This window comes from Streptomyces sp. NBC_00223 (genome assembly GCF_036199905.1).
Taxonomy (GTDB): Bacteria; Actinomycetota; Actinomycetes; order Streptomycetales; family Streptomycetaceae; genus Actinacidiphila.
Genome location: NZ_CP108109.1, coordinates 1,867,797 through 1,881,824 on the forward strand (window position 1 = coordinate 1,867,797; position 14,028 = coordinate 1,881,824).

General features: G+C 72.2%; 9 protein-coding genes. 7 read left to right on the top strand and 2 right to left on the bottom strand.

The window, feature by feature from the left end; all coding sequences use genetic code 11:
* Positions 1-190: 190 nt before the first annotated feature.
* Complete coding sequence (locus OHA30_RS07835; RefSeq protein WP_328913074.1) at positions 191-1,768, bottom strand: N,N-dimethylformamidase beta subunit family domain-containing protein; 1,578 nt, start codon at positions 1,766-1,768, stop codon at positions 191-193.
* Positions 1,769-2,082: 314 nt separating this feature from the next.
* Between OHA30_RS07835 and OHA30_RS07840 the strand changes: the two genes are divergently transcribed.
* The 7 genes from OHA30_RS07840 to OHA30_RS07870 all read left to right on the top strand — a co-directional run bounded on the left by OHA30_RS07840 (position 2,083) and on the right by OHA30_RS07870 (position 10,196).
* Entirely contained in the window at positions 2,083-2,619 is a 537-nt protein-coding gene (locus OHA30_RS07840; protein WP_328913075.1) for a hypothetical protein, read from the top strand.
* 298 nt (positions 2,620-2,917) lie between these two features.
* On the top strand, positions 2,918-4,219 hold the full coding sequence (locus OHA30_RS07845) for an extracellular solute-binding protein (RefSeq protein WP_328913076.1): 1,302 nt from the start codon (positions 2,918-2,920) through the stop codon (positions 4,217-4,219).
* Positions 4,220-4,384: 165 nt separating this feature from the next.
* Positions 4,385-5,383: a carbohydrate ABC transporter permease gene (locus OHA30_RS07850; RefSeq protein ID WP_328913077.1), complete on the top strand. Its 999-nt coding sequence runs from the start codon at positions 4,385-4,387 to the stop codon at positions 5,381-5,383.
* 13 nt (positions 5,384-5,396) lie between these two features.
* On the top strand, positions 5,397-6,311 hold the full coding sequence (locus OHA30_RS07855) for a sugar ABC transporter permease (protein ID WP_328913078.1): 915 nt from the start codon (positions 5,397-5,399) through the stop codon (positions 6,309-6,311).
* Between the two features lie 67 nt (positions 6,312-6,378).
* Positions 6,379-8,136: a glycoside hydrolase family 13 protein gene (locus tag OHA30_RS07860; protein ID WP_328913079.1), complete on the top strand. Its 1,758-nt coding sequence runs from the start codon at positions 6,379-6,381 to the stop codon at positions 8,134-8,136.
* A 34-nt stretch (positions 8,137-8,170) separates the two neighbouring features.
* Positions 8,171-9,262, top strand: a complete 1,092-nt coding sequence (locus tag OHA30_RS07865; protein ID WP_328913080.1) for a LacI family DNA-binding transcriptional regulator — start codon at positions 8,171-8,173, stop codon at positions 9,260-9,262.
* Positions 9,263-9,299: 37 nt separating this feature from the next.
* Positions 9,300-10,196: a phosphatase PAP2 family protein gene (locus OHA30_RS07870; RefSeq protein ID WP_328913081.1), complete on the top strand. Its 897-nt coding sequence runs from the start codon at positions 9,300-9,302 to the stop codon at positions 10,194-10,196.
* 118 nt (positions 10,197-10,314) lie between these two features.
* Here the strand turns inward: OHA30_RS07870 and OHA30_RS07875 are convergent, their stop codons facing one another.
* Complete coding sequence (locus OHA30_RS07875; RefSeq protein WP_328913082.1) at positions 10,315-13,392, bottom strand: bifunctional [glutamine synthetase] adenylyltransferase/[glutamine synthetase]-adenylyl-L-tyrosine phosphorylase; 3,078 nt, start codon at positions 13,390-13,392, stop codon at positions 10,315-10,317.
* Positions 13,393-14,028 lie beyond the last annotated feature (636 nt).

Genomic DNA, 14,028 nt, shown 5'->3' on the forward strand with positions numbered 1-14,028 from the left:
GCGTTCTCCGTCCACGGGACGGACGTATGAGGGAGTGCGCTCGCGGCCGGAACCCACGCGCATGAGCCGGTCGCACGTCCGGCGCGGTGGCCGGACCTGTGGCGGGACGCTATCCCTCCGGAGAGGATTTCAGCAAGACGCTGTAAAGAATTCCAGCGGGAGTTGCCGGAAGGGACGCCAAGGGTCCTGGTCAGGCCCCGTAGACCGTACGGACGTTGGGGCGCGGCGCGGGGTGGTGGTGCGCCGCGGGGCCGGCGGCGAAGGCGCGCAGGACGTTCTCGGTGGCCCGGGTGACGAAGGCGCCGGTACGGGCGTCCATGCCGTGGTCGCGGCCGTCGTCACGGGTGCCCGCCATCAGCCCCTCGACCCACCGCATCGTCCCGGACGCGAAGACACCCGCGCCGCTCGGCACCGTGTAGTACGCCGAATCCGCGTGGCTGCGGCGCCCGTTGCACACCAGCGGCGAGTGGGCGACGATCTCCAGCTTCTCCGAGGGCGCGTGGTAGCCGGGGTCGACCCGGTCGTACTCCACCCCGACCAGATGGTCGAAGGACTCGCCCGGCCGGACCCCGGTGCCTTCGAAGATCCAGTGGTCCGCGCTGTGCACGACGTAGGGGGCGTCGGTGGGGAAGCCCTCGTAGATCACGCCGGTCAGGGTGGACTCCGGGTCGGCGCCGGGGCGGACCCGGAAGTCGGTGGTGGCCATGGTGGGGTGGTGGGCGAGATACGGGTCGTCGGACCAGTCGGTCTTGTAGCAGACGACCGTACGGACGCCCCCGCCGTCCGGCCCGGGTTCGAGGCGGACCCGGCGGAAGCAGGTGTTGGCGCCGAGGAAGGCCAGATTGGTCCCGGCGTCGCGTGCCGCGGTGACATGCCGCCGCTGCTCGGGCGTCCAGTACTCGTCGTGCCCGAGTGCGACCGCCGTGGTGGCGCCGCGCAGCACGGAGGGGTCGAGGTGGACGTCGACGCCGGTCGTGTACGCCAGCGGGATGCCGAGGCGTTCGGCGAGCACCACCGCGGCCCGCTCGTAGACCATGAACTTCTCCGCGCCGTTCCTGTCGTACGGCCGGTCGAAGCCGACGCTCAGCGAGCGGACCGAGTACCGGCCGTCGCGGCCCTGGTAGAGGCTGTAACCGCCCCACTGGTTGTACGCCTGCCAGGTCGCGGGGGCGTGCATCAGCAGCGTGCGGCCGTGGGCGGCCGCCGAGCGGACGACCATCGGGACGTACCGCTGGTGGCCGCTGTCCGCGTCGAGCCGCAGCAGGTACGCGCCCTCCGGCCAGCCCTCGGTGCGGACCTCCAGGCTGCGGTCCCAGCCGGCCCGGACGGTACGGGTGTCGGCGGTCGGCCGCCCGCGGCGCTGTGTCCGGCCGGGCACCCGGTCCGAGGCCCAGACCAGCCGGGCCTGCGCGCCGCCGTACCAGCCGATCCGGAAGGCGGAGACCCGGAAGCCGGGCGCGGTGGTCGACACGTGGAGCCCGAAGGTCTCGCCCGGCAGGACGCTGACCCGGTCGGTGTAGCCCTCGACCGCGTCGGCCGGGCCGAGTGAACGAATGTGCCAGTCGGCGTCGCCCGGCCGCTGTTGCTCGGCGGGGGTCCGGTGGGGCGCGGTGCCGGGCTTGGCGCCGTGGCCGCCCGGGTCGCACCCGGCCACGGCCCCTGCGGCGACACCGGCGGCGCCGGCCGCGACGGCGCCGAGGAAGTGCCTGCGGTCCAGCGCCTCGCCGCCCGCCTCCTGGTGATCGCGCAGTGCCGCGTCCTCGTCCATCCCACCGTTCCCGTCCCGGCCGCCCGCCGAAGTGTCCTCGCCCCCGATCCTCCGCCGCCACGCCGCCGCGGACGACCCGGGGCACCCAAGCCGGCGACCGCCGTCCGGGCCCGGCCGGCCGCCGGACCCGCGCCGGGCGGCCGGACCCGCGGCGGGCGCCGGGAAATTGCGCGCACCCTCAGGTCTTCCTCAGGTCTTCCTCAGGTCTTCCTCAATTCCGCCCGCTTTTCGCTCATTCGGCCGCCCTGCGGTCTAGGGTCCTTCGTACGGGGAATCCCGTCGGACACCACGGCGTTTTCCGCGGGTTCCGCCGGATGAGAAGTGGGGGCCTCATCGTGATATCGGTACGCCGATTCCGCCGCGCCGCCGGGCGCTCCCGCGGCCTGCTCCTCGCCGCCCTCCCCCTGGCCGGAGTGGCCGGACTGGCCGGACTGGCCGCGTGCTCCGGAGCGGGCAGCCCGGCGCCGTCCGGGCCCTCCGCTCGTACCGCCACCGCGTCAGCGACCACCGCCGCCCGGGACTTGGACGCGGCCGCGAAGCCCGCCGTGGCGCTGGTCGACGGATACACGCCCGACGGCTACGGCGGCTCCCCCACGGCGTCCGGCTACGACTGGGCGAGCGGCGCCGGGCAGGAGATCGACGAGACGCTGCCGGGGCATCACCTTTTCCAGATCGCCTGCTCCGGTTCCGGTCCGATCACCGTAAAAGTTTCCGGCCGCTCACCGGGAAAGAACATCGCCTGCGGTGACCGTTCCACCGATTTCCCGTTCAGCGGACAATTCCACGCCGTCGTCAACGGCGACCCGGCGGACCCGGGAACGTACGCCTGGCGCATTCTCGCCGCGCGCTGACCCCTCTCGCGGACGGCCCCCGGGACACACCCGGGGGCCGTCTTCGTGTGCCGCCGCACACCCGCCGGGCTCACCCGATCGAGGGACGCCCTACCCGGTTCGGACACATGACGTACACGTGCCGGTAACGAGGACATCACGGTTGCAGGATCTTGCAGAAAGTTTCTTGCAGCCTCTTTCGCAAGACATTGCATCGCTGTTACGTTCTGCCCCAGCCCGACCGGACGCATGGGGACGGGATGGTCGGCCCCCACGCAGACCAGGGCGAACGCGCACTTCCCTCATCAAGGAGTCAGGTATGCGACGCGGCATATCCGCCGTGGCGATGGCAGCGGCCATCGTTCTCGGGATCACCGCCTGTGGCGGCGGCAACGGCAGTGGCGACAAGAAGGACAGCGGGAGCGAGGCGAAGGACCCGGCCGCGGTGTCGGGCACCGTCACCTACTGGGACACCTCGGACGCCAAGACCGAAGCCCCCACGTACCAGGCGCTGATCAAGGACTTCGAGGCGAAGTACCCGAAGATCAAGGTCAACTACCAGAACGTGGACTTCACCACCGTCGAGCAGAAGTTCAAGGCCGCCGCGCAGAGCGGCAAGGGCGCGCCCGACGTGATCCGTACCGATGTCGGCCTGATCCCCGAGTACGCGTCGCTGCACTACATCGCCCCGCTGGACGGCACCGCCGCCCTCTCCGACACCTCGGACTTCCTGGCCGGTCCGCTGAGCACGGGCAAGTACGAGGACAAGACCTACGGCGTGCCCTCGGTCACCGACACCCTCGGCCTGCTCTACAACAAGAAGATCTTCGCCCAGGCCGGCATCAGCGCGCCGCCGACCACCTGGGACGAGCTGATCGCGGACTCCGCGGCGATCAAGGCGAAGGTGCCCGGCGTGGCCGGCACGTACATGAACCCCGACGCCTACTTCCTGCTGCCGTTCCTCTTCGGCGAGGGCGCCGACCTGGCCGACCCGTCGGCCAAGAAGGTCACCGTCAACTCGCCGGAGGCCGTCAAGGCCGTCACCGAGGCGAAGAAGGTCAACGACACCTCCGGTCTGAAGATCGACTTCGCCAGCGCGTACGACAACATGCAGACCTCGTTCAAGACCGGCAAGGTCGCCATGCTGATCCAGGGCCCCTGGTCCGTCAGCGACGACCTGACCGGCTCGGCCTTCACCGACAAGGCGAACCTCGGCTACGCGCCCGTCCCGGCCGGCTCCACCGGCAAGGCGCTGGCCCCGACCGGCGGCCACGACCTGGCGGTCTACCAGGGCTCGAAGAGCCTGGACGCGGCCTACCTGTTCACGCAGTTCATGACCTCGTCCGCGAGCCAGCAGCAGATCGCGCTGAAGAACGGCACCCTGCCGACCCGTACCTCCGCCTACACCGCCGAGGTCACCGCCAACCCGGAGATCGCCGGCTTCAAGCCGATCATGGAGACCGCCCGGCCCCGCGTCGCGCTCCCGCAGGTCGGCAGCCTCTTCACCCCGCTCCAGCAGCAGTACATCAAGATCCTCCAGAACCAGACCTCCGTCCAGGACGGACTCGACGCGGCCGCCAAGGAGTTCGGCAAGCTGCTGCCCGACTACTCCGTCCAGTAACCGCTCCCGAATCTCCGGACCGGCCGGCCGGGGCCCCGCCCGACTCAGGGCGTACGGGGCCCACGCGCCCGGCCGGCCGGTCCGGTCAGCTCAGGTCACACCGGGCCGGGCCCCGACGGGCCGGGCCGCATCAGTAGCCGCCAGCACGCAAAGAGCCGAGGAGCGATGACCACCGCCACCGTCGACAAACCCGCCCGGGACCAGGGTCCCCGGGCTCCCCGGGCCCCCCGGCCGGGACTTCTGACGTCGATCAGACGGTCCTGGGACAAGCACTGGTACGCCTGGGCCATGATCGCCCCGGTCGTCATCGTGATCGGTGTCCTGGTCATGTACCCGCTGGTGTACGGGATCTATCTGTCCTTCACCAACGCCACCGAGTCCAATGTCGCCAAGAACATCGGCCCGGTGCACATCGACGCCACGTACCACTTCGTCGGTCTGCACAACTACTGGCAGATCCTCTCCGGCCAGGACGGCGACTTCTACCCGCGCCTTGAGTGGACGATCGTCTGGACGGTCTCCTGCGTCGCGATCACCTACGCCATCGGGCTCGGCATGGCGATGCTGCTCAACCGCCCGGTCAGGTTCCGGCTGTTCTACCGGCTGGCGCTGATCCTGCCGTGGGCGGTCCCGGCGTTCATCGGCGTCTTCGCCTGGCGGCTGATGTTCAACTCGCAGTACGGCGTCTTCAACGACGTGATCACCTCCTTCGGACTGCCGTCCCAGGACTGGCTGGGCACGCCCTTCGCCCAGAAGATCGCCGTGATCCTGGTGAACATCTGGTGCGGTGTGCCCTTCATGATGGTCGCCATCCTCGGCGGCCTCCAGTCCATCCCCAACGAGCTGTACGAGGCCAGCGAAATGGACGGCGCCTCGCCCCGGCAGCGCTTCCTCAATGTGACGCTGCCCGGACTGCGGCCCGTGACCAGCACGGTGATCCTGCTCAGCACCGTATGGACGTTCAACATGTTCCCGATCATCTATCTGCTGCTCGGCAACAACACGACCGGCGACACGGACATCCTGGTGACGTACGCGTACCAGAAGGCGTTCACCGGGGTGTCCGACTATTCCGGTGCCGCGGCCTACGGCATCGTCATCCTGCTGATCCTGGTGGCCTTCTCCACGTTCTACCGCCGCCAGTTGAAGTCCGAGCAGAGCTAGGAGCCGCATCCCCATGAGCGCCACCACTCACAGCGGCTCCGTCACCGCGCCCGCCGACGTCCCCGCCGGCCCCGCGGCCGAAGCCGGCCGCCGCCCCCGCGGGCGGGGCGAACGCGGCCCCGGCGCCTCGATCGCCCTGCACGCCACCCTGCTGGCCGCCAGCGCCGTCGCGGTCTTCCCCGTGCTGTGGATCGTCTTCATCTCGCTCGGCCCCGACTCCGCCTGGCAGCAGCCCGGCGAGGTCGTCCACCACCTGGGCCTGGGCAACTACCGGTACGTCCTGCTGCACAGCCACTTCCCCCGCTGGATGCTCAACTCGGTGATCGTCGCCGCGGCCACCACCGTGCTCGGCGTGCTGATCGCCGCCAGCGCCGGATACGCCATCTCCCGCATGAAGTTCCCCGGCCACAAGTCGCTGATGTGGACCTTCCTGCTCACCCAGATGTTCCCGGTCGCGGTGCTGATCGTGCCGCTGTACAACCTGCTGGCCCGCTTCGGCCTGATCGACAGCTACGCCGGACTGATCCTGGTCTACTGCACCATCGCGGTGCCGTTCTGCGCGTGGATGCTCAAGGGCTACTTCGACACCATCCCGCACGAGATCGACGAGGCGGGCCGGGTGGACGGCCTCACCCCGTTCGGTACGTTCTGGCGGCTGATCCTGCCGCTGGCCCGCCCGGGACTGGCCGTCACCGCGTTCTACAGCTTCCTGACCGCCTGGGGCGAAGTCGCCTACTCCAGCCAGTTCATGAGCTCGGGCCACTACACGCTCGCCGCGGGCATCCGCACCTTCGCGTCCGACCAGCGGGCCGACTGGGGTGCGATGACCGCCGCCTCCGTGATCATCGCGATCCCGGCCACCCTCGTCTTCCTGCTCGTCCAGCGCCACCTGGTGACCGGCCTGACCGCCGGCGGCACCAAGGGCTAGCCGCCCGCCCCCGCTTTCCCCCGTACGTCTGCCACCTGTCGTTCCCCCGCACCCCATAAGGGAATTCATGAGCCAGCACCTCACCGACGCGCCCAGCTCCGCCGCCGACTCCGCCGCCGACGCCGGGCGCAGAGACTGGTGGCGCGACGCGGTGATCTACCAGGTCTACCCGCGCAGCTTCGCCGACGGAAACGGTGACGGCATGGGCGACCTGCCCGGCATCACCGCGCGGCTGCCGTATCTGCGGGACCTCGGCGTGGACGCGGTCTGGCTGTCCCCCTTCTACGCCTCCCCGCAGGCCGACGCGGGCTACGACGTGGCCGACTACCGCGCGGTCGACCCGATGTTCGGCACCCTCACCGACGCCGACGACCTGGTGCGGACCGCGCACACCCTCGGTCTGCGGGTGATCGTGGACCTCGTGCCCAACCACTGCTCCGACCAGCACGACTGGTTCAAGCAGGCGCTGCGCGAGGGCCCCGGATCGCCGCTCAGGGAGCGCTTCCACTTCCGGCCGGGCAAGGGCGCCGACGGCGAACTGCCGCCCAACGACTGGGAGTCCATCTTCGGCGGGCCGGCCTGGACCCGTACGGACAACCCGGACGGCACTCCCGGCGAGTGGTATCTGCACCTCTTCGCGCCCGAGCAGCCGGACTTCAACTGGGAACACCCGGCCGTGCACGACGAGTTCCGCTCGGTGCTGCGCTTCTGGCTCGACCTGGGCATCGACGGCTTCCGGATCGACGTCGCCCACGGCCTGGTCAAGGCCGAGGGGCTGCCGGACATCGGCCACGCCGAGCAGCTGACCCTGCTGGGCACCGCCGCCATGCCGTACTTCGACCAGGACGGCGTGCACGACATCTACCGCGACTGGCGGCGCATCCTCGACGAGTACTCGGTGGGGGCGCCCCCGGCCGGAGGCTGGGAGAGGATCGGGGTCGCCGAGGCGTGGACGCCGACCATCGAGCGGGCCGCGCTCTACCTGCGGCCCGACGAGCTGCATCAGGCGTTCAACTTCGAGTACCTGAGCACCGCCTGGGACGCGGCCGCGCTGCGCAAGGTCGTCGACAAGTCGCTGACCGCGATGAGCGCGGTGGGCGCTCCCGCCACCTGGGTGCTCTCCAACCACGACGTGACCCGGCACGCCACCCGGTTCGCCAACCCGCCCGGCGGCACCCAGCTGCGCGAGCCGGGCGACCGCGAACTGGGACTGCGCCGGGCCCGGGCGGCCACCCTGCTGATGCTGGCGCTGCCCGGCTCGGCCTATCTCTACCAGGGCGAGGAGCTGGGCCTGCCGGACGTCACCGACCTGCCGGACGAGGTGCGGCAGGACCCGTCGTTCTTCCGCGCGGCCGGGCAGGACGGCTTCCGCGACGGCTGCCGCGTGCCGATCCCGTGGTCGGGCACCCGGGCGCCGTACGGCTTCGGTCCGCGCGAGGGCGGCCCGAGCTGGCTGCCGCAGCCCGCGGAGTGGGCCGATCTCAGCGTCGAGGCGCAGACCGGCGACCGCGACTCCACGCTTGAGCTGTACCGGGCGGCGCTCGCGGTACGCCGTGAGCACCCGGCGCTCGGCGCGGGCACCTCCGTGACCTGGCTGGACGCGCCCGAGGGCGTGCTGTCCTTCCGCCGGGACAGCGCCGGCGGCGGCTTTGTGTGCACGGTGAACGTCACCGGAGCCCCGGCGACGATTCCGCGTCCGGGCCGGGTGCTGCTCTCCAGCGGTACGGCGGCGGACGCGGGCGCGGACACCGATGCGGCGGTTGATGGCGATTCCGCCCCGACCGTCACGATCGCCGCGGACACGGCAATTTGGTGGGCGATCTGACGTGGTGGCATTCCGACCCGTAGCATCCGGTGCTGTGACCGCACGGCTTGCTGACATCGCAGCCCAGGCGGGGGTCAGTGAGGCGACGGTCAGCCGGGTGCTCAACGGCAAGCCGGGGGTCTCCGCGACCACCCGCGAATCCGTGCTGGCCGCACTCGATCTGCTCGGCTACGAACGGCCGGTCCGGCTGCGGCAGCGCAGCGCGGGACTGGTCGGGCTGATCACCCCCGAGCTGGAGAACCCGATCTTCCCCGCCTTCGCCCAGATCATCGGGCAGGCGCTCACCCGGCAGGGCTACACCCCGGTGCTGGCCACCCAGACGCCGGGCGGCTCCACCGAGGACGAGCTGGTGGAGATGCTCGTGGAGCGCGGGGTGGCCGGGATCATCTTCGCCTCCGGGCTGCACGCCGATTCCACCGCCGACATGGAGCGCTACGCCCGGCTCCAGGGCCAGGGCGTGCCCTTCGTGCTGATCAACGGCTTCTCCGAGAAGGTCGACGCGCCGTTCGTCTCCCCCGACGACCGCAGCGCGGTCCGACTGGCGGTCACCCATCTGGCGGCGCTGGGGCACCGCAGGATCGGGCTGGCCGTCGGGCAGAAACGGTTCGTTCCCGTCCAGCGCAAGATCGAGGGCTTCATCACGTCGACGGCCGAGGTGCTCGGTCTGTCGGCGGACGAGGCGCAGGCGCGTATCCAGCACTCGCTGTTCACCCTGGAGGGTGGTCAGGCGGCGGCGACCGCGCTGATCGCCGACGGCTGCACGGCGATCGTCTGCGCGTCGGACATGATGGCGCTCGGCGCGATCCGGGCCGCCCGGCAGCAGGGCCTGTCGGTGCCGGGCGACGTGTCGGTGGTCGGCTTCGACGACTCGCCGCTGATCGCCTTCACCGACCCGCCGCTGACCACCATTCGGCAGCCGGTGGCGGCGATGAGCCAGGCCGCGGTGAACGCGCTGCTGGAGGAGATCGGCGGCACCCCGGCCCCGCACAGCGAGTTCGTCTTCATGCCCGAGCTGGTGGTCCGCGGTTCCACCGCCGCCGGTCCGGCGGACCGGACCACCGGGCTGCCGGCCCAGCCCTCGTCCTCGCGGACGACACGCGACGCGCCCGATCCGACCGGAGTCTGAGCTGCTTGAGGTACTGAATCTGGCAGACTGATGTCCTATGGGGGAACCGACGGCGAAGACGATGAACGGCCGCAAGACCGCCCCGCGGGACTCCAGTGGTCCGACCGGCACTGTGCGCGCCGGTGGCACGACCCGTACGGCGACGGTCCGGCAGAAGCTGGTGGAGCGTGCGCGCACGCCCCGGGCCCCCCGGCTGTGGTTCGAGATACTCCTCATCGGTGTGAGCTACTGGCTCTACTCCCAGATCCGCAACGCGGTCCCCGAGGAGAAGCAGGTCGCCCTGCGGCACGCCCGCTGGATCTGGTCCTTCGAGCACCATCTCGGCCTGGCCGTCGAGCACTCGGTCAACCACGCGCTGAACTCGGTGACGTGGCTGATCGTCGGGATGAACTACTACTACGCCACGTTGCACTTCATCATCACCATCAGTGTGCTGGTGTGGCTGTATCTCTTCCATCCCGGGCGCTACGGCCCGGCCAGACTCGTGCTCTTCACCACGACCTGGCTGGCGCTGGTCGGCTTCTGGGCCTTCCCGCTGGCCCCGCCGCGGCTGCTGGCCGGGGCCGGCTTCATCGACACCGTGCAGGTCCACCACACCTGGGGCTCGATGTCGCAGGGCAGCCTCGCGCATGTCTCCAACCAGTACGCGGCCATGCCGTCGATGCACATCGGCTGGTCGCTGTGGTGCGGGATCACCATCGCCACGCTGGCCAAGCCGCTGTGGGTCCGGGTGCTGGGCGCGCTCTACCCGGTGTTCACCCTGGTGGTGATCATCGCGACCGGCAACCACTTCTGGATGGACGCGGTGGGCGGCGCGGTCTGCCTGGGCCTCGGCTACAGCGTGGCGTACGCGCTGTACGGGCACTGGGTGTACCGGCTGCCGAGGTATCCGCAGAAGACGCGGCCCGCGAAGCTGCCGAAACTGGAGGCGTAGGAGCGGGAGGGGGCCGGCCGCGTTCCCGTGGGCACGCGGCCGGCCCTCTGCTCGCGGTCGGCTCCCCCGGCGGTGGCGTTGCCCCCGTATCGGCCCCCTCAGCCCCGGGCAGCCCTCGTCAGCCCTCGTAGAAGATCCGTTCCATGACCGCGCGGGCCCGCCGGGTGCGGCGCCGGTAGTCCTCCAGCATGTCGCCGACATGCCCGGTGGCGTACCCCAGATAGCGGCCGACCGAGGCCAGCTCGCGCCCGTCGCCGGGGAAGGTGTCGCCGGACCGGCCGCGTACCAGCATCACCGCGTTGCGCACCCGGGTGGCCAGCACCCATGCCTCGTCCAGCACGGTGGCGTCCGTGCCGTCGATCAGCCCGGCCTCGCGCGCGGCGGCCAGCGCCCGCCGGGTGCTCGTCGTACGCAGCTCCGGCAGCCGGTCGGCGTGCTGGAGCTGGAGGAGCTGGACGGTCCACTCGATGTCGGACAGCCCGCCGCGGCCGAGCTTGGCGTGGGTCGTACGGTCGGCGCCGCGCGGCATCCGCTCGGACTCCATCCGGGCCTTGATACGGCGGATCTCGCGTACCGCCTCCTCGTCCAGCCCGCCCGTCGGGTAGCGCAGCGGGTCGATCAGCTCGATGAAGCGCGCGCCGAGGTCCTCGTCGCCGGCCACCGGGGCGGCCCGCAGCAGCGCCTGGCTCTCCCAGGTCACCGACCAGCGGCGGTAGTAGGCGGCGTACGAGGCCAGGGTGCGCACCAGCGGGCCGCTCTTGCCCTCGGGCCGCAGGTCGGCGTCGATCAGCAGCGGCGGGTCGGCGGTGGGGATCTGGAGCAGGCGGCGCAGTTCGTCCGCGACGGCGGTCGCGGCGCGCCCGGCCTCGCCGGGGTCGGCGCCCTCGCGCGGGTCGTGCACGAAGAGCACGTCGGCGTCGGAGCCGTAGCCCAGCTCCCGGCCGCCGAAGCGGCCCATCGCGATGACCGCGAACCGGGTGGGCAGCGGCCGGGTGTCGTTGGCGGTCACGGAGTTGACGGCGGCCCGCAGCGCACCGGCCACGGTCGCGGAGGTCAGACCGTAGACGGCGGTGCCGACGCGGTCGACGAGGGCGGCGGCGTCCGGCGCGGTGGCCGGGGGGTGGCCGCGGCCGTCGGGGCTGCGCGGATCCGCTTGCTCGGTGTCCGGGCCCAGGTCCTGGGCGTCGTCGCCGTAGGTGTCGATGAGGTCGGCGGCCGCGGTGCGGAACAGCTCGCGCCGCCGTACCCCGCGGACCGAGGCGATGGCCTGCTCCGGGGTGTCGGCGCGGCCGACGGCGGCCAGCACCTCCTGCTCCAGGGCGATGTGGTCGCGCGGCAGCAGTCCGTCGGTCGAGCCCAGCAGGGCGACCGCCTCGGGGGCGCGCATCAGCAGGTCGGGGGCGAGCCGTCCGGAGGACAGCACCCGGGCCAGCCGCTGGGCGGCGGCGCCCTCGTCGCGCAGCAGCCGCAGATACCAGGGCGTCTTGCCGAGCGCGTCGGAGACCTTGCGGAAGCCGAGCAGCCCGGCGTCGGGGTCGGCCGAGTCGGCGAACCAGCCGAGCAGTACGGGCAGCAGGGTGCGCTGGATGGCGGCCTTGCGGCTGACCCCGCTGGCCAGCGCCTCCAGATGCCGGATGGCGGCGGCCGGGTCGGCGTACCCGAGTGCCTGGAGGCGTTCCCTGGCCGCGCCGGTGCTGAGCCGGGTCTCGGCGGACTCCAGCTGGGCGACGGCGTCGAGCAGCGGGCGGTAGAAGAGCTTCTCGTGCAGCCGCCGTACCTCCATGGCGTGCCGCTTCCACTCCCGGTTCAACTCGGCGACCGGGTCGGAGCGGAAGCCGAGGCCGCGGCCGAGCCTGCGCAGTCCCGCCTCGTCGTCGGGGACGAGGTGGGTGCGGCGCATCTTCTGCAACTGGATGCGGTGTTCCATCTGGCGCAGAAAGCGGTACGCGGCGTCCAGCGCGGCGGCGTCGGCGCGGCCCACGTAGCCGCCGGCGGCCAGGTCGGCGAGGGCGGTCAGCGTGGTGCCGCTGCGCAGGGAGGTGTCGGTACGGCCGTGCACGAGCTGGAGCAGCTGCACGGCGAACTCGACGTCGCGCAGACCGCCGGGGCCGAGTTTCAGCTCCCGGTCGAGCTGGGCGAGCGGGATGTTGTCGATGACGCGGCGGCGCATCTGCTGGACGTCGACGACGAAGTGCTCGCGCTCGGCGGCCTGCCAGACCATGGGGTGGATCGCGGCCATGTACTCCACGCCGAGCGTCTGGTCCCCGGCGACCGGCCGGGCCTTGAGCAGCGCCTGGAACTCCCAGGTCTTGGCCCACCGCCGGTAGTAGGCCAGATGGCTGGAGAGGGTACGGACCAGGGGGCCGTTCTTGCCCTCGGGCCTGAGGTTGGCGTCGACCGGCCAGATGGTGCCCTCGGCGGTGGTGTCCGAGCAGATCCGCATCATCCGGGCGGCCAGACGGGTGGCGGCCCGCAGCGCGCCGCTCTCGTCGCCCGTCGGGGGGCTGAGCGGGTCGGCCATGGCGGCCGGCTCGGCGACGAAGATGACGTCCACGTCGGAGACGTAGTTCAGCTCGTGGCCGCCGCACTTGCCCATGCCGATGACCGCGAGGCGGCAGGCGGCGGCGTCCTCCGGCTGCTCCTCGCTGGCCATGGCCAAGGCCGCACGCAGGGTGGCGGTGGCCAGGTCGGCGAGTTCGGCGGCGGTACGGACCAGGTCGTTCGTGCCGCACACGTCGCGGGCCGCGATGCCGAGCAGGCAGCGGCGGTACGCCACGCGCAGGGCGTCCGGGGTGCCGGCGGCGGCCAGGCCGTGCGCGAACTCGTCCACGCCGGGGTGCAGGTCGGTGGCCTCGTACGTGACCAGGGCGTGCCAGTCCGCCGGGTGGCGGGCGAGGTGGTCGCCCAGGGCCTCGGACGCGCCGAGGACGCGCAGCAGGCGGTCGCGGAGCGGCTTGGCGGTGGTGAGGGTGTCGAGCAGGGCCCGGCGCTCGCCCGGGTCGAGGGCTTCGGCCATCCGTACGAGGCCGTGCAGCGCCTGGTCGGGGTCGGCGGTCGCGCCGAGGGCTTCCAGCAGGACGGGATCGCCTCGGACGCCGGCGAGGGCTTCGGCGTCGAGCAGTCGTTCGGCGCCGGCCGCGTCGGTGAAGCCGTGCCGCAGCAGACGTGTGAACGTGCTGCTCCGGCGTCCCTGCATCGGCCCTCCCGGCGGGTCAGGCGGCTTCTACGGCCGCACACCCCCAGGCTAGCGGCCCCCACCCCGCCTCCCCTCCCGACGCCGCCGCGTACGCCCTCCGGGGCGGCGGAAATCCCAAGTCCCGAGCCTGGCCCGGCTCGGTGCCGCCCCCACCGGGGCGTAATTCGGATACGCCCCCTCCCCATGGCCTCGGGCCCGCCCCGGCACGGCCGACACGCCGCCGGGCGCGAGCCCGCTCGGCACCGCCGCACACCACCGTCCCGCGTCCCGCCGCGGCGGCGGCAAATCAGGTGCCCGCGCACCCACCCCGCCCGACCGGCGGCCGGGATGTCGCCGCGCAGGAGACGACCCGCACCCACCGGGCCCGGCCCGGCGCCGACGGACAGCGGCGTCCCGCGTCCCGCCGCGGCGGCGGCAGATCAGTTGCCCGCGCACCCACCCCGCCCGACCGGCGGCCGGGATGTCGCCGCGCAGGAGGCGACCCGCGCCCGCCGGGCCCGTCTCGGCACCGCCGCATGCCGCCGTCCCGCGTCCCGCCGCGGCGGCGGAAAACAGGTGCGTGCGCACCCACCCGGCCCCGGGGCACCCAGCCTGGGGACCCGGGCGCCCCGACCGCGGCCGGGATGTCGCCGCGCA